The sequence below is a fragment of the Streptomyces sp. 549 genome, from assembly GCF_030124175.1.
Taxonomy (GTDB): Bacteria; Actinomycetota; Actinomycetes; order Streptomycetales; family Streptomycetaceae; genus Streptomyces.
Genome location: NZ_JASKMT010000033.1, coordinates 37,758 through 56,054 on the forward strand (window position 1 = coordinate 37,758; position 18,297 = coordinate 56,054).

Annotated in this window: 20 protein-coding genes; 3 read left to right on the top strand and 17 right to left on the bottom strand. The window is 71.4% G+C overall.

All coding sequences use genetic code 11. The features are described from left to right. Positions 1 to 78: 78 nt before the first annotated feature. Positions 79 to 846 (bottom strand): isoprenyl transferase, encoded by a 768-nt coding sequence (locus tag QNO07_RS24905; protein ID WP_283994659.1) that lies wholly within the window; start codon positions 844 to 846, stop codon positions 79 to 81. Positions 847 to 988: 142 nt separating this feature from the next. Between QNO07_RS24905 and mgrA the strand changes: the two genes are divergently transcribed. Continuing rightward, the gene (gene mgrA, locus QNO07_RS24910; protein ID WP_283994660.1) at positions 989 to 2,044 is read left to right on the top strand and encodes an L-glyceraldehyde 3-phosphate reductase; all 1,056 of its coding nucleotides are present in this window, start codon (positions 989 to 991) and stop codon (positions 2,042 to 2,044) included. Positions 2,045 to 2,253: 209 nt separating this feature from the next. Here the strand turns inward: mgrA and QNO07_RS24915 are convergent, their stop codons facing one another. Next, a complete protein-coding gene (locus QNO07_RS24915; RefSeq protein WP_283994661.1) occupies positions 2,254 to 2,979 on the bottom strand; it encodes a prepilin peptidase in 726 nt (241 codons plus the stop codon). Between the two features lie 216 nt (positions 2,980 to 3,195). Here QNO07_RS24915 and QNO07_RS24920 point away from each other — a divergent pair, with 216 nt between their 5' ends. Next, positions 3,196 to 3,564, top strand: a complete 369-nt coding sequence (locus QNO07_RS24920) for a DUF192 domain-containing protein (protein WP_283994662.1) — start codon at positions 3,196 to 3,198, stop codon at positions 3,562 to 3,564. A 74-nt stretch (positions 3,565 to 3,638) separates the two neighbouring features. Here the strand turns inward: QNO07_RS24920 and QNO07_RS24925 are convergent, their stop codons facing one another. The 15 genes from QNO07_RS24925 to QNO07_RS24995 form a co-directional block, all read right to left on the bottom strand. After that, complete coding sequence (locus QNO07_RS24925; protein ID WP_283994663.1) at positions 3,639 to 4,067, bottom strand: OsmC family protein; 429 nt, start codon at positions 4,065 to 4,067, stop codon at positions 3,639 to 3,641. 185 nt (positions 4,068 to 4,252) lie between these two features. After that, on the bottom strand, positions 4,253 to 4,870 hold the full coding sequence (locus QNO07_RS24930; RefSeq protein ID WP_502961931.1) for an OmpA family protein: 618 nt from the start codon (positions 4,868 to 4,870) through the stop codon (positions 4,253 to 4,255). Beyond that, a complete protein-coding gene (locus QNO07_RS24935) occupies positions 4,870 to 5,451 on the bottom strand; it encodes a hypothetical protein (RefSeq protein ID WP_283994665.1) in 582 nt (193 codons plus the stop codon). Before QNO07_RS24935 ends, QNO07_RS24930 begins: the two co-directional genes overlap by 1 nt. A gap of 30 nt (positions 5,452 to 5,481) precedes the next feature. Then, positions 5,482 to 6,030, bottom strand: a complete 549-nt coding sequence (locus QNO07_RS24940; RefSeq protein WP_502961932.1) for a pilus assembly protein TadG-related protein — start codon at positions 6,028 to 6,030, stop codon at positions 5,482 to 5,484. A gap of 56 nt (positions 6,031 to 6,086) precedes the next feature. Continuing rightward, positions 6,087 to 6,269, bottom strand: coding sequence for a Flp family type IVb pilin (locus QNO07_RS24945; RefSeq protein ID WP_283994667.1), 183 nt, complete (start codon positions 6,267 to 6,269; stop codon positions 6,087 to 6,089). A gap of 137 nt (positions 6,270 to 6,406) precedes the next feature. Continuing rightward, the gene (locus QNO07_RS24950) at positions 6,407 to 7,366 is read right to left on the bottom strand and encodes a response regulator (protein ID WP_283994668.1); all 960 of its coding nucleotides are present in this window, start codon (positions 7,364 to 7,366) and stop codon (positions 6,407 to 6,409) included. Next, on the bottom strand, positions 7,356 to 8,648 hold the full coding sequence (locus QNO07_RS24955) for a sensor histidine kinase (protein ID WP_502961933.1): 1,293 nt from the start codon (positions 8,646 to 8,648) through the stop codon (positions 7,356 to 7,358). Before QNO07_RS24955 ends, QNO07_RS24950 begins: the two co-directional genes overlap by 11 nt. 167 nt (positions 8,649 to 8,815) lie before the next feature. Beyond that, positions 8,816 to 9,703: a DUF5936 domain-containing protein gene (locus QNO07_RS24960; RefSeq protein ID WP_283994669.1), complete on the bottom strand. Its 888-nt coding sequence runs from the start codon at positions 9,701 to 9,703 to the stop codon at positions 8,816 to 8,818. A gap of 112 nt (positions 9,704 to 9,815) precedes the next feature. After that, on the bottom strand, positions 9,816 to 10,811 hold the full coding sequence (locus QNO07_RS24965; RefSeq protein WP_283994671.1) for a type II secretion system F family protein: 996 nt from the start codon (positions 10,809 to 10,811) through the stop codon (positions 9,816 to 9,818). A 10-nt stretch (positions 10,812 to 10,821) separates the two neighbouring features. Beyond that, positions 10,822 to 12,159, bottom strand: coding sequence for a TadA family conjugal transfer-associated ATPase (locus tag QNO07_RS24970; protein ID WP_283994672.1), 1,338 nt, complete (start codon positions 12,157 to 12,159; stop codon positions 10,822 to 10,824). Positions 12,160 to 12,242: 83 nt separating this feature from the next. Next, positions 12,243 to 12,665 carry a TadE/TadG family type IV pilus assembly protein gene (locus QNO07_RS24975; protein WP_283994673.1) on the bottom strand — a complete coding sequence of 141 codons (423 nt, stop codon included), beginning with the start codon at positions 12,663 to 12,665 and terminating at the stop codon, positions 12,243 to 12,245. Next, entirely contained in the window at positions 12,662 to 13,033 is a 372-nt protein-coding gene (locus QNO07_RS24980; protein WP_283994674.1) for a TadE/TadG family type IV pilus assembly protein, read from the bottom strand. Before QNO07_RS24980 ends, QNO07_RS24975 begins: the two co-directional genes overlap by 4 nt. Positions 13,034 to 13,036: 3 nt before the next feature. Further along, positions 13,037 to 14,302, bottom strand: a complete 1,266-nt coding sequence (locus QNO07_RS24985; RefSeq protein ID WP_283994675.1) for a CpaE/TadZ family protein — start codon at positions 14,300 to 14,302, stop codon at positions 13,037 to 13,039. Positions 14,303 to 14,310: 8 nt separating this feature from the next. Next, the gene (cpaB, locus tag QNO07_RS24990) at positions 14,311 to 15,015 is read right to left on the bottom strand and encodes a Flp pilus assembly protein CpaB (RefSeq protein ID WP_283994676.1); all 705 of its coding nucleotides are present in this window, start codon (positions 15,013 to 15,015) and stop codon (positions 14,311 to 14,313) included. A gap of 97 nt (positions 15,016 to 15,112) precedes the next feature. Continuing rightward, the gene (locus tag QNO07_RS24995) at positions 15,113 to 16,015 is read right to left on the bottom strand and encodes a hypothetical protein (protein WP_283994677.1); all 903 of its coding nucleotides are present in this window, start codon (positions 16,013 to 16,015) and stop codon (positions 15,113 to 15,115) included. Positions 16,016 to 16,467: 452 nt separating this feature from the next. On the opposite strand from QNO07_RS24995, the gene QNO07_RS25000 reads away from it, so the two are divergent. Further along, entirely contained in the window at positions 16,468 to 18,171 is a 1,704-nt protein-coding gene (locus QNO07_RS25000) for a chitinase (protein WP_283994678.1), read from the top strand. Positions 18,172 to 18,297 lie beyond the last annotated feature (126 nt).

Here is an 18,297-nt window from a genome sequence, read left to right on the forward strand (position 1 = left end):
TGAACAACGTGCCGCGTCAGGGTGACAGCCGCGCGAGCGCACCCGCCGGAAGGGCCGGCGGGGAGGGAACCGCCCGGCTCAGGAGCCGTAGCGCCGGTGGCGGGCCGCGTAGTCCCGCAGCGCGCGGAGGAAGTCCACCTTGCGGAACGCGGGCCAGAAGACCTCGCAGAAGTAGTACTCCGAATGGGCGCTCTGCCACAGCATGAAACCGGACAGCCGCTGCTCGCCGCTGGTGCGGATGACCAGGTCCGGATCGGGCTGGCCCCGGGTGTAGAGGTGCTCGGCGATGTCCTCGACGCTCAGCGAGTCGGCCAGCGCGGCCAGGCTCTCGCCGCGCTCGGCCCGCTCGGCGAGCAGCGAGCGCACCGCGTCCGCGATCTCCTGCCGCCCCCCGTAACCGACGGCGACGTTCACCACTATGCCGTCCCGCTCGGCGGCGGCGCTCTCGGCTTCCTTCAGCACCCGCTGGGTGTGGTCGGGCAGCAGGTCGGGGTTGCCGACGTGGTGGACGCGCCAGCGGCCGTCGGCGGCGAGGCCGCGCACGGTGTCCTCGATGATGCCCAGCAGCGGGTTCAGCTCGGCGGCGGGCCGGTCCAGGTTGTCGGTGGAGAGCATCCACAACGTGACGACCTGCACGTCCGTCTCGGAGCACCAGCCCAGCATCTCCTGGATCTTCTCCGCGCCGGCCCGGTGGCCCTGCTCGGTGGTGCCGCCGGACGCCTTCGCCCAGCGCCGGTTGCCGTCGAGGATCACACCGATGTGCTTGGGCACCTGGTCGTGGTCGAGGCGGCCCTCCACCCGGCGGGAGTACAGCCGGACCACCAGATCGCGCAGCTTCGCCTTCATCTCCGCAGTACGCCCTTCTCCGCCCCGGTCCCAAGCCCTCGGAAGCCTACTGCCAGTTCACCACCCGCCGCGCCGCCCGACTGTCACAGGTCGGTGATAGTCGGGCGCGGGCAGGCGGTGCGCACCGTGATAGTCAGAGGACATGACGAACTCCTCCCCCGACGCCCCGCACCACCGGGCCGCCGACAGCCGCTACGACCGCATGGAGTACCGGCGCACCGGCCGCAGCGGGCTGAAGCTGCCCGCGGTCTCGCTCGGCCTGTGGCACAACTTCGGCGACGACCGGGCGCTCACCACCCAGCGCGCCATCCTGCGCCGGGCCTTCGACCTCGGCGTGACCCACTTCGACCTGGCGAACAACTACGGGCCGCCGCCCGGCTCCGCCGAGCTGAACTTCGGCAAGCTGCTGGAGCAGGACTTCCGCCCGTACCGGGACGAGCTGGTCGTCTCCACCAAGGCCGGCTACGACATGCACCCCGGCCCGTACGGCGAGTGGGGCTCCCGCAAGTACCTGCTGTCCTCGCTGGACGCCTCACTGAAGCGCATGGGCCTGGACTACGTCGACATCTTCTACTCGCACCGCTTCGACCCGGACACCCCGCTGGAGGAGACGATGGGCGCGCTGGCGTCCGCCGTCCAGCAGGGCAAGGCGCTCTACGTGGGCCTGTCCTCCTACAACTCGCAGCGCACCCGCGAGGCGGCGGAGCTGCTGCGCGGCATGGGCGTGCGCCCGCTCATCCACCAGCCGTCCTACTCCATGATCAACCGGTGGACGGAGGACGACGGGCTGCTGGACACCCTGGAGTCGCAGGGCATGGGGTGCATCTCCTTCGCCCCGCTCGCCCAGGGCCTGCTCACCGACCGCTACCTGAACGGCGTCCCGGAGGGTTCGCGCGCCTCACAGGGCAAGTCGCTCGACCCGGGCCTGCTCACCGACGACGTGGTGGCCCGGCTGCGCGGCCTGCACTCGATCGCCGAGCGGCGCGGGCAGTCGCTCGCCCAGCTGGCGCTGAACTGGGTGCTGCGGGACAGCCGGATGACGTCGGCACTGATCGGTGCCAGCAGCGTGGCCCAGCTGGAGTCCAACGTGACGGCCCTGGAAGGACCGGCGCTGACCGCGGAGGAACTGGCCGAGATCGACACCTACGCGGTGTCCGAGCCCGGAACCAACATCTGGTCCCGCAGCAGCGACAGCTGACCAGCGCTCTGGGCGCTGAGGGCTGGGCGCTGGGGGCTGGGCGCTGGGGGCTGGGGGCCGCAGACCCGGACCCGGGCCCGCCCGTCCGGGCACCCCGACGGACGGCGGACAGAAAACGGGCCGGTCCGTGGGGGGGATACGGACCGGCCCGAGGGGGGGTTTCCACCATAACCGCTCCCCGGCCGTGGTCCATGCAACCGCGGTGGATTTCACCCTGACAGCCCCCCGAGGGCAAGGGCCGCAAGGGCTCCGGCGACCATGAAGGGGCCGAACGGCATGGCGGTCCGCCGGGTCGCCCTCCCCCGTCCGACCTGCCACAACCCGTATCCGGCACCCAGCACGAAGCCGGCGAACGTACCGGTGAGGACCACGTCCCAGCCGTACCACCCAAGAGCGACCCCCACGGGCAACGCCAACTTGACGTCGCCGAAGCCCATGCCCCGGGGACTGATCAGAAACAGCACGAAGTACCCGGCGGCCAGTATGAGCCCGGCCAGCAGCGCCCGCGGCCAGTCGCCGACCGAACCGGGCAGCGCCCAGGCCGCACCGAGCAGTACCGCGCAGACCGCGCCTAGCGGCAGCGTGAGCACGTCCGGCAGCCGGTGCACGGCCCGGTCCACCAGCGCCAGCAGCAGCAGGCCCGGCACCAGCACCAACCAGACGGCCAGCTCCGGGCGGGGACCGACCGCGGCGGCCAGCACCGCGCAGACCGCGGCCGTGAGCACGGCGCAGCGCGTGGCGGACGGCCCGTAGCGGGCGCCCTCGCAGGGCCCGCAGCGGTTGCCCCCCACCCAGCCGGACAGCCGGTGCCCCGCCGGGCAGTCGCGCAGCCACGGCGCGCCGCTCTCCACCGCCAGCCGGTAGCCGGCCCGCGGCAGCAGCAGGCCGGCGACGGCCCCGTAGACGGCGGCGAGCACGGTCAGCAGATACCCCACACGCCGAGCCTACGGACGGCGGAGGCAGCCCGGGGCCGCGCCAGGGCCGCGCCAGGGCGGAGGCGGTGGAGGGGCCCGGGGCGGTGGCTGCGGCTGCGGCTGCGGCTGCGGCTGCGGCTGCGGCTGCGGGGACGGTTGCCGCGTGCTGCGGCGGGGCACGGTTGCCGGGTACGGCGGCGAAGGGGTGGATCGGTGCTGAGCAGGGGACGACGGCCGGTGCGGAGCAGGGCACGGCTGAGGGACGGCGCGGGCACGCTCGTGGTGGGCGGGACCCGCGTCCCGCTGGAGATCGCCGCGTCCTACCGGTCCCGCACCCGGGGACTGCTCGGGCGGGACGGGGCCCGGGGCGCGCTTCTGCTGACCCCGGCCGGCAGCGTGCACACCTTCCGAATGCGCTTCACGATCGACGTGGCCTACCTGGACCGCGACCTGCGGGTGCTGGCGGTGCGGACGATGCGTCCGGGACGTCTGGGCGTCCCACGGCTGCGGTCCCGGCACGTCCTGGAGGCCGAAGCGGGCGCCATGCGGCGCTGGGGACTGTACGAGGGCGTACGGGTGGCCGTGGAGCCGTCGCCGACCCGCTGAAACCGGCTGCGCGGCAGGCGCCCCTCCGGGACCGCGCCTGGGCGGGCGCGGCCCCGGAGAGCCCTCAGGGCGGCTCAGAGAAGCTCGGCCTCGAGGGTGATGTTCTTGACAGCGGCCAGCGCCTGGCTCACCGGGCAGTTCGCCTTGGCGTCCTGGGCGGCGGCCTGGAACTCCTCCGCGGACAGGCCAGGCACGCTGGCGCGCACCTTCAGCACGATGCCGGTGATGCCCTCACCCGGCTGGAAGGTGACGTCGGCCTGGGTGTCCAGGTACTCCACCGTGTGGCCCTTGCCGGCCAGACCGTGCGAGAAGGCCATCGAGTAGCACGCGGAGTGCGCGGCGGCGATCAGCTCCTCGGGGCTGGTCTTCCCGTTCGCCTCCTCCGCGCGGGAGGGCCAGCTGACGTCGTGGGTGCCGATGCCGGAGGAGACGAGCTCGACCGAGCCCTTCCCCTGCATCAGGTTGCCTTCCCAGTGGGTCTTCGCAGTGCGCGTGGTGGCCATGTGCGTTCCTTCCCAAGTTGCTCGGATAACGGTGATCGCCATCCTCGCGTCCGGTGTGTCCCGTTGTCGAGCACCCCCCTCAGGAAGCTCCGGCCTGCTCAGGTCGAGCCGACCGTGCACCAGCAGCACCGTCTCGAACCTGTTCCGAGCCGCTGGCGGCACCGGCGCGGCGGCTGCTGTTGCGGCTACTGCTCGGCCCGGGGGAAGGAAACCTCCACCCGCCTGTTCTTCTTCCGCCCCTCCTCGGTCGCGTTCGACGCGACGGGGTAGTCCTCGCTGTAGCCGCGGATGTTGAAGGTCGCACTCGTGTCGGTCAGGTCCGGCAGCAACTGCTTGTGCACGGCCTCGGCCCGCTTCTTCGACAACGTCACCCCGTGGGCGTACGAACCCAGGTTGTCGGTGAACCCGAACACGTTGACCTCGGGGGCCCGCTGGGTGTTGATCTCCCCGGCGATCTCCTTGATGCGGGTGTTGGCCTGGCTGTTGAGCTTGGCGCTGTCCTTGCCGAAGAGGACCTCCGCCTGCAGCGTGAACTTCGTCTTCTCGTTGGAGTCCTCCCGCCGCTCCTCACCGCCCTCGTCCTCCACCACCTGCACGATGTCGATCACCCGGGCCTGCGCCAACGTCGCCCCGTCCCGCATCTTCAACTGCGGCGACTTGGCGTCGATCTCCACCGGAGCGTCGTCACTCGCCGGCCCGTCCGGCGGATCCTCCGCATGGGCGGCGGGGGCGAGCGCCAGGGCGAGGGCGAGGGCGCCACCGACCGCCCAAACCCTATGAGAAGTGAGCTGCCTCACTTGCATCACCTCTCTGAAATCTCAAGCTTTGCAGGCGACATGCCAGGCAGCTGAAATTCGACCTCAGTCACATTACTGGGCGGCGAGGGGAACTGGGCATAAATCGGCCGCCGCTCACCCGGCTTGATATTCGTGAGCCCTGTTGTGCACAGACACTCACCATCCGTGTCCCGTAGAATCATGTACCGCTTCTTCCCCTCAGTATCCACGAGAGTGGCCCCGGAGATCGAAGACTGCGACTTCACGCCATTTTCCGCCGAACGCCATCGATTGGCAATCAGTGACTTACTGCCATCGTTGGCGAGTGTACCGTTGACGGTCAAAAAGCCGCCAGGATCCCGCTCCACGGAGTGAACTTGGACGGAAATGTCATCAGGACCCTTCAGCTCCCCGATCACCTTGTCGGTATCAACTTCATCTGCGGGCTCTTCTGAAGCCTTACCCTCGGTGCGCGATGAGGCCCGCTCCGAAGGGTCGCTTGATCCACCGTCACTGCCGCTGCACGCCACCAGGCCGATAGATAGAACGATTGAAATAGCCAGAGCCCTGAGGCCAATCAGTCGTGGACGCACCACACCGGTCACCATCGCCTACGCCCCTCACTCACGCTTCCGCCATCAACCGACCAGGCGGACTTCAAATAGTTGATTTATCTTCTTGCGGACGTTAATGTCACTTGGGTCAATAACGACCAGCCCATCCCTACACCTGAATTCGATAGGCACACCTTCGGACTCATCCTCATCGACCGAGTCACTCAGCGCACACAAAAAATCGACAGCAGCCGTCGCGGAAGCAACCGAGTGCGTGCCGTCAGTCCCTGGGACCACCGATGCCCCTACGCTCTCCTGAGTGCGCACATCAACTGTGAAACGAGCAACTCCTCCAGATTGACGAGTGCATCGCTCCACATCGGATCTGTTTCGCGCAGCGAACCGAGCAGCCTCATCGCAGGCACCAGGAGCACTGATATTCATCGACGTCAAAATCTCACTCAACGCACCGAGATCATCAATGTTCCGAGAAATCTGAACACCCACTTGCCCCTGGGCGTCGTGAGCAGCGGCCAATGCGGCGGCATCAGCTGCCCCCTGGGCATTGTTTCGTGATACTGCCGCCTGCCCCACAGCGAAGTAGGCGAGTGCAAGAAAGAGCAGGCCCCCCACCACAACGATGTAGATTGGGAAAGCCTGCCCTCGGTCCGAGCGGAAACTGTATGCAATCAGCCGCCAGTGACCTTGTTGATCTGATCGCCGATAGCTTCCGCGATCGTCGACCCGAAGTCCGTCGTCAGCAGCACGACGATGATGGCGGCGACGACGGCGAGGATGCCCAGGTACTCGACGGCTGTCTGGCCTCTGTCGTCGAGGCGGTTGCGGTCCTTCAGGAAGCGCAGGAAGTTCATGGTGGTCTCCCTCTTCGGGCAGGGCCGGTGCGTCAGTCCCCGTAGCAGGGGAACGGTACGCCTCGGGGTGTTTGCCCGACATGGGCCCGTGGGCCCAAAGTCGGGCCCAGTGGCGGCTTTTGGTGCGGTGTGCGTCCTCAGCCATGGCCGGCCGTCCTTCCCCGGGCGGTGCCGAGCCAGACGGCGATGGCCTCGCTGCGGGTGGTCGTGTGGAGCTTGGTGAAGATGCGGTTGATGTGGTTCTTGACCGTCTTCTCGGCCACGAAACAGGCGGCGGCGATCTGTGCGTTGGCCATGCCGGACGCGATGTGCGACATGATCTCGGCCTCCCTGCTGCTCAGCCCGAAGCGTTCGGCCGGCTCCTGCGCCGGTGCGGGCGGTGGCCCGTCCGGGGCCGCCGTACCCCATGCCCTTCCGGAGAGTGACTCTGCCACAACAGGTTGCGCATGCGAAGAGTTCTGGGGAAATTGCCCACGAGGCGAGACAGTTGGCGTTCCCGGAGCGCCCAGGTCGCCCTTTCGTAACTGCGCGAGCAGGACGGTGGACGGGGTGGCGGTGAAGTGCGCCTGACCGTGCCGGACGGTCCGAACCGCGCGGACCAGTTCCTCCGCGGTGAACTCGCCGTGCACCAGGTAGCCTTCCGCCCCCAGGCGGAGCGCCCGGTGGACGATTTCCCCCTCCTGGCTGTACGTCAGCATCAGTACCGGTGCCAGGCGGGCGAGGTGGGGCAGGGCGGTGAGTCCGTCGACACCGGGCATGCGCACGTCGAGCAGGATGACGTCGGGGCGGTGCCGGCGGGCGGCTTCGTGGGCCTGGTCGCCGTCGGCGGCCTCGGCCACGACGGTGATGTCCTCGCGTCCCGTCAGCAGCGCGGTGAGTCCGGCCCGGACGACGGGGTTGTCGTCGGCGACGAGCACGCGCAGCGCCCCGGGCCGGCCGGGCTCGGCGGCGGCGCGGGGCGCCGGCAGGGGCGCCCGGGTGGCCGTCTGCTCCACCGTGTGCGGGTCGGCGGCGGTCGACGAGGCCAGCGCGGGCCTGCGCACCGCGCTGTGCGGGGTGAGGGTCCTGGTGTGTTCCGCCGAGGGTTCAGACGGCATGGTGCGGGCTCCCTTCGGGCGCGGTGCGGTGGGGGGTGAGCGGCAGGTCGAGGCGGACTTCGGTGCCGCCGGTGCTGCTGCGGCCGACCCGCAGCCGTGCGCCGATGGCGGCGGCGCGTTCGACCATGCCGAGCAGGCCGAAGTGCCCGGCCTGGCGCAGGGCGGGCAGGGTGGTTCCGGCGGGCAGGCCGGTGCCGTCGTCGCGGATGCGCAGGGTGAGCAGGCCGCCGGCGACGGCGGTGGTGACGGCGACGGTGCTGGCCCTGGCGTGCCGGGCGGCGTTGTCGAGGGCTTCGGTGGTGATGGTCAGCAGGTGCCGGGCGACCGGCTGCGGCACGGTCAGGGGTGTGTCGTCCGGTCCGCTGTGGTGGAAGGTGGCGGGCAGGCCGCTGCGGCGGCTGAAGTCGGTGGTGCCGGAGTGCAGGGCGGTGACGATGCGCACCCAGGCGTCGGGCTCGCTGCTGCGGCGCAGGTCGGTGAGGAGTTCGCGGGACTCGGCGGCGGCCCGCCGGGCGGACCGGGCGACGAGTTCGGCGCGTCGGCGCACCTCGGCGGCGGTGTCCCGGTCGGCGGCGTGGGCGAGGCTGTCGGCGGAGAGCGCCAGGCCGTGCAGGGTCTTGGCCACGGAGTCGTGCAGGTCGCGGGCGAGGCGGGAGCGTTCCTCGGCGACGGCGGTGGTGGCCGCCAGCCTGGCGTGCGCGTCGGCGAGGGCCTGCGAGGCGGTGCCGAACCGCAGCACGTGGTTGCGCAGGGTGACACCGACGGCTCCGGCGATGGCGCAGAACCCGGCCAGCAGCAGCGCGCTGTGCAGTCCCGCCTCGTCCGCCGGGGCACTGCCCGGGACGTTGCCCGGGGCGCTGCCCGAGGCGCCGGCGGGGTCGGCGCCGGTGGCGTGCAGCAGGATGAGCAGCAGGCACTGGGCGGCGGCGAAGGCACCCGCGCCGCGCCAGCCGTAGAGCAGTCCGGCCAGCAGCGGCGTGCAGACGCTCACATAGGCCAGCGGTGACTGCGGGGTCGCGGTGACGAGCAGCAGGCCGCCCAGCAGCAGGTCGAGGGCGAGCAGCTGCGGGTGGCGCAGCAGCAGCGGGCCGAAGCGCTCCCAGTCGCGGAAAAGGGCGTAGGAACCCATGAAGGTGACCAGGACGGCCGAGCCGACGAGCCACTGCGGCAGCCCTTCGGCCGCGTTGGCCAGGGCCATCGGGGTGCCGAGGGCGATCATGGCGAGCCGGAACCCGAACACCTGGCGGCACAGCGACTGGAGGGCGTTGGCCTGCAGCGGCACTGCTGGCTGCCCACCCGCCAGCCCACCCGCCTTCCCACCCGCGCGCCCGCGCGCCGGCCCGCGCGTCCACCCCTCGTGCGCCGGGTGTCCGCCGGAGGCCCTGCGCTCAGGCTCCCCGCCGTGCCCGCGTCCTGTGGGGGTGCGGCGGTTGGGGGCTGCCATGGCGGTCACTCCCCCGAGATCCGGCCGAAGTCGGTCTCGGTACCGAGGAAGAGACCGGCGACGAGCAGGATGAGCGTGGCGGGCACCATGACGGTGGTGATGACGAGGGTCGCCTTGGGGACGGCCTTGGAGGCGCGGCGGCGGGCGTTCTGGGCGTCGGTGCGGCGCATGTCGGTGGCGATGGAGATGAGCGTGTCGACGATGGGCGCGCCCAGTTCCTCGCCCTGCTGGAGCGCGGTGACGAACATCGCGACCTGCTCGGAGTCGTTGCGCCGCCGCAGTTCCTCGAAGGCCTTGCGGCGGCTGACGCCCATGTCCATCTGCCGCAGCGTGATGCGCAGTTCGTCGGCCCACGGGCCTTCGTAGCGTTCCGCGACCCGGTCGAGGGCCTGGCGGAAGCCGAGCCCGGCGGAGACGACGACGGCGAGCACGTCGAGGAAGTCCGGCAGGGTCCGCTCGATCTCGTCCTTGCGGATGCGGATGGAGACGGCGATGCCGACCTCGACCCAGAACAGGCCGAAGGCGACCATGGCCGCCGCCAGCAGGTACTGGCCCCGGGTGAGCATGGCGAACGCGCCGAGCAGGCCCAGCACGCCGTAGACGGCGCGGCGGGCGGCGTACCGGTCGAGGGTGAGGCCGCCGGGGTTGCCGGCCAGGTCGATGCGGCGGCGGACCCGGTTGACGCGGGCCTCCCCCATGAGGCGCAGGACGAGCGGCGCCCAGCGCATGCCGATGCGGTCGACGGCGGAGCCGACGGGGGTGGCGCGGGAGGCACCGACCTCCAGGGCGAGGGCGAGGTCGCCGGGCAGCTTGGTCTCGGCCCGGTACATCCTGATGCCCAGGAAGGCTCCGGCGACGCACAGGGCGAGGGTGAAGGCGAGCAGCAGCGCCATGGTGCGGTCCTCCTCTCGTTCGGGTCGGTGGTGCGGCGGTCGGGGGGCGGGCCGGGCCCGTGGCGGTCGGGGTCCGTCCCGGGGGCGGCGGGTGGTGGGTGGTGGGCGGCGGTCAGACGTCGATCCTCGACATGCGGCGGATGAGGAAGAAGCCGAGCGCGTAGAGCGAGAAGGCGATGACGACGGCGGCCTGGCCGGGGAAGGAGCCCGTCATGCGCTCCAGCGTGCCGGGGCCGGCGCGGTCCATCATCAGCAGCACGCCGAAGCCGATGAGCGGGACGGAGTAGGCGGTCATGTTGACCTGGGAGAGCTGCGTCCTGACCTCGCGGCGGGTCTCCTTGCGCTGCTCCAGCGTGTCGGTGAGGTTGCGCAGCGAGCCGACGACCTGGCCGCCGGCCTTGTTGGACAGCACCAGCGTGGTGACGAGCACGACGAGTTCGCGGGAGGGAAGGCGTTTCGCGAGTTCGCCCAGTGCCTCGTCGACGGAGTGTCCGAGGGCCAGTTTGTCGGCGACCTTGGCCAGTTCCTCGCCCGCGGGGGCGTCCATCTCCTCGGCGGCCATGGTGATGGCGGTGCGCAGGGCCAGCCCTGCCTGGGTGCCGTTGGCGATCAGCCGGGAGAGTTCGGGCAGTTGGTTGATGAACCGCTCGATGCGCTTGGCGCGCTGCCAGTTGAGGAAGGCGAACGCGCCCCACACGCCGAGCAGGGCGGCCAGCGGGCCGAAGAACGAGGCCAGCAGGGACTGGGCGATGATCCACAGCGCGGCGCTGCCCGCGAGCACGTACACGGTGAACTCGCCGGGGGTGACGTCGAGTCCGGTGCCGGTGAGCCGGGTCGCGAGGTGGCGTCCGGCGCGGGTGCGGCGCAGCCTGCGGTCGACGCCGGTGAAGCGGCGGCTGCGGCCGGCGAGCGGCGGCGGCCCGGCCTGGGAGAGGCGGTCGACGAGGGCCTGCCGCTGGGCGCGTCCGCTGGCGTAGGCGTGCACGCCTACGACGGCGAGCACGCAGGCCAGCAGGGTGACGCCGAGCGTCAGCAGGCCGAGCCGCTCCAGCGGGTCGGTGGCGGCGAGCGCGGAGGCGGCCGTCACGGTGGTGGGGAGGGCGGACATGGCGGACCGGCTACCTCGCTTCCCTGGTGGCGAGTTCCAGTTCGGAGCCGGCGACGCCGAAGACGGGCGGCAGCGCCTCCCCGGCGAGGTAGAGGCGCTGGGCGACGCTGCGTGGCAGCGGGTGGTAGCGGAACCGGCCGCGGACGACGCCGTCGATGTCCATGGGTTGCGCGTCGAAGCCGGCGACCCGGGTGATGCGGTAGTCCTCCCGGCCGTGCGAGTCGAGGATGGCGATCTCGGTGATGCGCCGGGAGCCGTCGGCGTGCCGGGTGAGCTGGACGAGCACGTCGAGCGCGCTGTTGATCTGGTCGCGCAGCGCCTCGAAGGGGATCTTCACCTCTGACATGGACGCCAGGGTCTGGAGCCGCATCAGGGCGTCCTCGGCGCTGTTGGCGTGCACGGTGGCGAGTGAGCCGTCGTGGCCGGTGGACATGGCCTGGAGCATGTCGAGGGTCTCGCCGCCGCGGACCTCGCCGACGATGATGCGGTCGGGCCGCATGCGCAGCGAGTTGCGCACCAGGTCGCGGATGGTGATCTGGCCCTTGCCCTCGACGTTGGGCGGCCGGGACTCCAGCGAGATGACGTGCTGCTGCTGGAGTTGCAGTTCGGCGGCGTCCTCGACGGTGATGATGCGCTCGCCCTCGGGGATGAGTCCGGAGAGCGCGTTGAGCAGGGTGGTCTTGCCGGAGCCGGTGGCGCCGGAGACGATGACGTTGAACTTGGCGCGGACGAGCGCGGCGAGCAGCAGCGTCATGGGCTCGTCGAGCGAGCCGAGCCCGATGAGTTCCTGGAGGCTGTAGGAGCGGGGGAAGCGCCGGATGGTGAGGGTCGCGCCGGTGAGGGCGAGCGGCGGGATGATGACGTTGACACGTTCGCCGGACGGGAGGCGGGCGTCGACCATCGGGTTGGACTCGTCGACGCGGCGGTTGACGGTGGAGACGATGCGTTCGATGGTCTGCATCAGCTGGTCGTTGGAGGCGAAGCGCAGCGGCAGCCGCTCGACCCGGCCGTTGCGTTCGACGAAGATCTGGTCGGGGCCGTTGACCATGATCTCGGTGATGGTGACGTCCTCCAGCAGCGGTTCGAGGATGCCCAGGCCCAGCGCCTCGTCGACGACGCGCCGGATGAGCATGGCCCGGCCCTGGGTGGACAGCACGGGGCCTTCGCGGCTGATGATGTGGCCCAGGACGCGTTCCAGCCTGACCCGGCGCTCGGCTGCGGCGAGCGAGGACATCTCGGCGAGGTCGATCTCCTCCAGGAGCTTGGCCCGGTAGGCGGTGACGAGGTGGCTCTCGTCGTGCTGGCCCGCGGTGGCTTCGGGTGCGTTGAGGCGTGCCTTGAGGCTCATGGGCGGGCCCTCCTCGTGGTGTGCCTGCGGGGTCTCACGGGTGTGCGGGTACCCGGTGCGGGGAGGTCCGGTCGCATCGGCCGTCAGTCCCTGGCTCGCGGCATGGTGGCCGACTTGCTGACGCTGCCGAAGCCGATCCCGGGGATGACGGAGGGGATCTGCACGGTGGCGGTGACGGTGACCTCGCCTGCCGGGCGCTGCTCGGCGAACGCGGCGCGGGAGGCGAGCCAGCCGCTCATGGCCTGCTTGCCGCCCGCGGTGGCGCTGCGGGTGTCGTCCTGCGAGACGTAGCGGGCGGCGGCGCGGGCGCCGCTGCCGGCCTGGGAGGCGGTGTAGGCGACGATGCCGAGCTGCACACCGGCCAGCGCGATGATCAGCAGCAGCGGCAGGAAGCCGATGAACTCGATGGCCGCCTGCCCGCGGTCGCGGGCGGTGCGCGGCGGGAGCCGCCTGGCGGGCGGGAGCAGCGGGCGGGCGGGTGGGAGCTGCGGGCGGGGGGTGGTCATTCGGGCGCCTCCGATGCCGCACCGGCGGAACCGGTGACGGTGAACGGGAAGTTGACGCTGCCGGGGAACAGCACCGGCACCTTGAGGTCGACGCCTGCGGTGGACATGCCGCCGGGGTTGCGGGCGCAGGAGGTGGACGCACCGGCCTGCCAGGCGCCCGGGAGGTCCCGCGTCGCCGCGGCACCGGCGTTCTCGCCGAGCGCGCAGGCGCGGGCGGCCTCGTCGGCGGCGTTGCCGGCGAGGGTGAAGGTGTAGCCGACGAGGACGAACTGCCACAGCAGGACGAGGACCAGCAGGATCAGCGGCGCCATGCCGAGGAACTCCACGGTGGTCTGCCCGTGGTCGGTGCCGGTCCGCTGTCTCCGCATGGTTCAGCGCTCCCCTGCCGTGCCGCGTCGGCGTCGCAGGGCGAGAGCGCCGCGGTCGCCTTGCCGGACCAGTCCCTTGCCGGGCTGCTGGGCAGCCGCCTGGCCGGTGAGGCCGAGTTCACCGGCGAGTGCCCACAGTGCTTGTCTGACTGCCCCGCGGCTGTCCAGCTCATGCATGCGCGAGGCGTCCAGGCAGCCCTGGAGTTCGCGGAAGTTGGCGGGGACGGTGGTGCGGGCGATGAGGGTGCCGGTGATCTGCTGGACGAGGGCCGGCTGGATCTCGGTGCCGCGGGTGTGGCGGTTGACGACGGTCACCGTCTCCTCCGCCTTGCGGATCTGGAGCCGGTCCCACAGTTTGACCATGCGCTTGACGCCGCGGACGGCGACGACGTCGGGGGTGGTGACGAGCACGGCGGTGTCGGCCATCTCGACGGCTGCCGCGTTGGCGGCGGTGAGCTGGGTGCCGCAGTCGATGACGACGGTGTCGTAGCGGGTGCTCATCGCTGTGACGATCTGCCGGGCGACGGCGTCGGTGACCTCCTCGGCCCGCTCCCCCTCGGCGGGCGCGAGCAGCAGGGCGAGGCCGGAGGGGTGGGCGAAGACGGCGTCCTGGAGCACGCGCGGCGACAGGTCGCCGATGCCGGCGAGGTCGGCGACGGACCGGCGGAACTGCACGTCGAGGAACGACGCCACGTCGCCGGCCTGGAGGTCCATGTCGATGAGGGCGGCGCTGCCGCCGGCGGCCTGGGCGGCGAGGGCGAGTTGCACGGCGGTGAGCGTGGTGCCGACGCCGCCCTTGGCGCCGGCGACGGCGACGACGGTTCCGCCGGTGGGCGGCAGCACGTCGGGGCCGCTGCCGAGGTGGCGGCGCACCCCGGTGGCCCACTGGGCGACGGACTGGGTGCGCGCGGCCAGTTCGTCGTAGGTGAGCGGCAGGCCGATGACGCCGCGGGCGCCGGAGTCCATGGCGGCGGAGTAGACGGCCGGGCTGGCGTCGGTGGTGATGAGCACGGTGCCGACGGCGGGGAAGCGCAGCCCGATCTCACGGATGAGTTCCAGGGCCGGGACGGGTCCGATGCGCTCGTGGACGAGCACGACCTCGGGCAGGTCGGCGACGGACTCGGCGGCGACGGACGCCAGCAGGTCCAGCAGTGCGGTGGAGTGGCCGACGGGCGGGGCGGGTTCGGTGCCGGGCAGCTGGCCGAGCAGGGACAGCACGGCCCGTGCGAGATCGGCGTCGGGGGTGGCGGGGATGACTCGGATGACCATCTGCTGCCTCACTTGTCCCCGGACAGCGTGTAGTTGCGCTCGTCCTTGTCGATGGTGGCGTCGTCGCCCGGGGCGACGAGGGCGAGCCGGACGTGGGTGGCGAAGGACTCCGCGTAGGCGACCCGCTGGGCGTCGGTGGTGCCCAGCGCGAAGGTGATGGGGACGGCCTGGCCGCTGCCGGTGGGGTCCTCGTTGTCCTCGGGGCGGATGCTGGTCAGCCGGCCGACGTCGATGACGCGGGCTCCGGAGACGAGCACCTTGGAGACGGACTCGGTGTCGCCCTCGCCGCGGAACGTGGCGTAGATGTTGACGCGCGAGCCCGGGGTGATCTTCCCGGCGACGCCGGTGGCGGCGTCGATCATGATGGCGATCTCCTGCTGCCCGGCGTCGAGCGCGGGGCGGTCGGCGATCATGTCGGCCTGGAGCAGGGAGCCCTTGCGCAGCGGGTTCACGGCTATCTTGCCGTCGACCTGGGCGAGGTCGGTGACGGCGGTCTCCGGCAGCCAGCGCTCCGGCATGCTGATGCGGGTGAACTGGTCCCGTTCGAGGGCCTGGTAGGGCTCGACGTCGCTCTTCAGCTCGTACGCCGTCACCTCGGGCCCGACCTTCGACTCCACGTTGTTGATCACCGAGAGCACCCCGCCGAAGGCGGCGATCGCGCCGACGATCGACAGGACCAGCAGGATGACGCCGCGGCGCTGGCGGGAATTCATAACCGGGAGCTACCTCGTTCGGGGCCGGGACAGTGAACGGTGCGTGCGAGCCGTGCGTATGAACGTGTGCACAACGAATGGTGCCGTCTGCACCGGTCTATGTCTGCCCGTCTGCCGAAGCCGGGATGCCGGGGCGTGCGGTGAGCGCTGCCGGGGCCGCGCGGTTGAGGCGCGGCGGCGCGCCGGGAACGACCGGTGAGTCGCAGAACGCGCAGCGGTCGCCGATGAGTTGAAGGCCGCACCAGTGGCACAGCGTGCGCTGCACGGAGCTGACGACCTGGTAGAGCACGGAGATGTCGGGGATCGCCGCGGCGAACTCGACGAGTTTGCCCGTCCCCCACCATCCGGCGGACTCCGGTGGCAGGGCGACCTGTTCGACGCCGCTGACCTGCCAGTGGGCGGCGAGCGCGGTGTCGGGCCAGTCGGAGTTGAGCTGGCCGGCGGCGGTGACCAGCCGGGTGGCGTAGTCGGGGCCCTTGAGCGTGCTGCCGCCGCCGAGCTTGATGAGCTGCGGGGCCGGGGTGGTGAGCACCGCGAACTGGCTGCCGGGGACCCAGGACCTGGCGTGGGAGGTGAGCGAGACCGGGACGTGGTCCAGGCGGGCGACCGAGTTGAGCAGCGCTCCGGCGTGGATGTAGTGCGACAGCAGGCGGATCGCGGCGGCGAGCACCCCGGCGGGGAAGTCGGTGACGGACAGCTGCCGCAGCTGCCGCACGAGCACGGCCAGCGCCAGCGGCGGCAGGTCGGTGCGGACCAGCGCGATGCGGTCGCTCTCCAGCACGGACCGCACGGTGTGCAGCCGCTCGCGGAAGGCGCGCGGCAGCGAGTGCGGGTAGACGGTGACGAGGTAGCCGTGGTGGTCGAGCAGTTGGCGGGTCTCGGCCAGCGCCGCGTCGAGTGGCTGGTCGGCGGGGGCGGTGAGGACGTGGGCCGGCGGCGTCTGCCGGTCCGGCGGCGGGAGCACCAGCTCGGGACTGGTGACGGCGATCGCGGTGGGCACCTGGTCTTCTTCCCCGCCTTCTGTCCTGGTGGCCTTCTGTCCTTGCCTGCGGTCCTGTTGGGCGGTCCGGCTCGGTGCGGCTTCCCGCAGCGTTCCCCGGCCCGGGCCTTGCGGAACGACTGTCGTACATCACCTTGTGTGGTCTTCCTGTCACGGCAGCCTAGCCGGGCGGGACGCGCCGGTGAACAGTTGACGGCGGCACATACCGGCGGGCTCCCCGGCCGGGCGGCGGTCGCCGGCACCGGCTCTCGCACACGCGCGCGGGGCGCGGATCGGTGCGTGAACCCTTGACAACCCCATTGGTCTGGACCAGTCTTCCGCAGCAACAGTAACGGTGGCCGCCGTCCGTCCTCCCCTGCGTCTCCCCAGCCAGCGCACCTCCACTCCTCCGAGTACTCCCCCCGTACTCCCGCATCTCGCACCCCCCGCATTCCTATGCCTGGAGGCATGTCGTGGAACGCTCCACCCCACGGGGCAGCAGACGGCTGCTCAGCGGCGCGCTCGCCGCGCTTGTGGCCGCCGCCGGTCTGGTCACCGGCGGACTGGCCGGCAACGCCGGCGCCGCCGAACCCAATCTCCTCAGCAACCCCGGCTTCGAGTCGGGCCTGTCCGGCTGGAGCTGCGCCAACGGCAGCGGCCAGACCGTGAGCAACCCGGTGCGCTCGGGCGCCTCGGCACTGCGGGCCACCCCCGCCGGCAGCGACCACGCACGCTGCTCGCAGGTGGTCACCGTCAGGCCGAACGAGAACTACCAGCTCGGCGCCTACGTCCAGGGCTCGTACGTCTACCTGGGCGCGTCCGGCACCGGCACCACCGACGTGTCCACCTGGACGCCCGGCGGCTCCGGCTGGCAGCGGCTCACCACCGGTTTCCGCACCGGGCCCAACACCACCTCGGTGACCGTCTACACGCACGGCTGGTACGGCCAGGCCGCCTACCACGCCGACGACCTCACGCTGACCGGCCCCGGCGACGCACCCGGTGATCCCGACCCCGTGCCGCCGGGTGTGCCGGGCTCGCTCGCGGTCGGCTCCACCACGTCCTCCTCCGTCACCCTCAACTGGGTTGCCGTGCAGGGCGCGACGGGCTACCACGTGTACCGCGACGGGCAGCGGGTGCAGTCGCCCACCGGAACCTCCGCGACCGTCAGCGGCCTGACCGCCGCCACCTCCTACGAGTTCCGGGTCAGTGCCGTCAACGGCGCCGGCGAGTCCGCGCGCTCGTCCCCGGTGACCGCCACCACCCGGCCCTCGGGCGGCAACCCCAGCCCGGGCGTGCCCAAGCACGCGGTGACCGGCTACTGGCAGAACTTCGACAACGGCGCGACCGTGCAGAAGCTGCGCAACGTGCAGAACGCGTACGACATCATCGCGGTGTCCTTCGCAGACTCCACCAACGTGCCGGGTGAGATCACCTTCAACCTCGACCCGGCGCTCGGCTACGCCTCGGAGGCGGAGTTCATCTCCGACGTCGCCGCGAAGAAGGCGGCCGGCAAGTCGGTGATCATCTCGGTCGGCGGTGAACTGGGCAACGTCACGGTCAACAGTCCCACGACGGCGACCCGCTTCGCGGACAGCACCTGGGCGCTGATGCAGAAGTACGGCTTCGGCGGAGTCGACATCGACCTGGAGCACGGCATCAACAGCACCTATCTCACGCAGGCGCTGCGCTCCCTGTCGGCGAAGGCGGGACCGGGCATGGTGCTCACCATGGCCCCGCAGACGCTCGACATGCAGTCCACGTCCTCGGAGTACTTCAAGTTGGCGCTGAACGTGAAGGACATCCTCACGGTCGTCAACACGCAGTACTACAACAGCGGTTCGATGCTGGGATGCGACGGCAGGGTCTACAGCCAGGGCTCGGTGGACTTCCTCACCGCGCTGGCCTGCATCCAGCTCCAGGGCGGCCTGGACGCCTCCCAGGTCGGACTGGGCCTGCCCGCCTCGACCCGCGGCGCGGGCTCGGGCTACGTCGCGCCGAAGGTGGTGACCGACGCGCTGGACTGCCTGGCCCGCGGCACCAACTGCGGCTCGTTCAAGCCGTCCCGCACGTACCCCGACATCCGGGGTGCGATGACCTGGTCCACCAACTGGGACGCGACGGCGAACAACGCCTGGTCCTCGGTGGTCGGCCCGCACGTCCGCAACCTGCCCTGACGGACGGCGCACGTGTGGTGAGCGCGGCCCGCACGTCCGGGACGGGCCCCCGTCCCGGACGTGCGGGCCGCCCGCGTGCGCACCACCGCCGTGTGCCCCACCCCCCTGGGTGCCGCTGCCACGGCA

What these genes read in the sequence shown, in the direction of transcription:
- QNO07_RS24905 (WP_283994659.1), bottom strand. Translation starts at nt 846, where the DNA reads ATGAAGGCGAAGCTGCGCGATCTGGTGGTCCGGCTGTACTCCCGCCGG.
- QNO07_RS24935 (WP_283994665.1), bottom strand. Translation starts at nt 5,451, where the DNA reads ATGGTGACCGGTGTGGTGCGTCCACGACTGATTGGCCTCAGGGCTCTG.
- QNO07_RS24985 (WP_283994675.1), bottom strand. Translation starts at nt 14,302, where the DNA reads ATGGTCATCCGAGTCATCCCCGCCACCCCCGACGCCGATCTCGCACGG.
- QNO07_RS24930 (WP_502961931.1), bottom strand. Translation starts at nt 4,870, where the DNA reads ATGCAAGTGAGGCAGCTCACTTCTCATAGGGTTTGGGCGGTCGGTGGC.
- QNO07_RS24980 (WP_283994674.1), bottom strand. Translation starts at nt 13,033, where the DNA reads ATGCGGAGACAGCGGACCGGCACCGACCACGGGCAGACCACCGTGGAG.
- QNO07_RS24945 (WP_283994667.1), bottom strand. Translation starts at nt 6,269, where the DNA reads ATGAACTTCCTGCGCTTCCTGAAGGACCGCAACCGCCTCGACGACAGA.
- QNO07_RS24970 (WP_283994672.1), bottom strand. Translation starts at nt 12,159, where the DNA reads ATGAGCCTCAAGGCACGCCTCAACGCACCCGAAGCCACCGCGGGCCAG.
- cpaB (WP_283994676.1), bottom strand. Translation starts at nt 15,015, where the DNA reads ATGAATTCCCGCCAGCGCCGCGGCGTCATCCTGCTGGTCCTGTCGATC.
- QNO07_RS24925 (WP_283994663.1), bottom strand. Translation starts at nt 4,067, where the DNA reads ATGGCCACCACGCGCACTGCGAAGACCCACTGGGAAGGCAACCTGATG.
- mgrA (WP_283994660.1), top strand. Translation starts at nt 989, where the DNA reads ATGACGAACTCCTCCCCCGACGCCCCGCACCACCGGGCCGCCGACAGC.
- QNO07_RS24950 (WP_283994668.1), bottom strand. Translation starts at nt 7,366, where the DNA reads ATGCCGTCTGAACCCTCGGCGGAACACACCAGGACCCTCACCCCGCAC.
- QNO07_RS24975 (WP_283994673.1), bottom strand. Translation starts at nt 12,665, where the DNA reads ATGACCACCCCCCGCCCGCAGCTCCCACCCGCCCGCCCGCTGCTCCCG.
- QNO07_RS24960 (WP_283994669.1), bottom strand. Translation starts at nt 9,703, where the DNA reads ATGGCGCTGCTGCTCGCCTTCACCCTCGCCCTGTGCGTCGCCGGAGCC.
- QNO07_RS24965 (WP_283994671.1), bottom strand. Translation starts at nt 10,811, where the DNA reads ATGTCCGCCCTCCCCACCACCGTGACGGCCGCCTCCGCGCTCGCCGCC.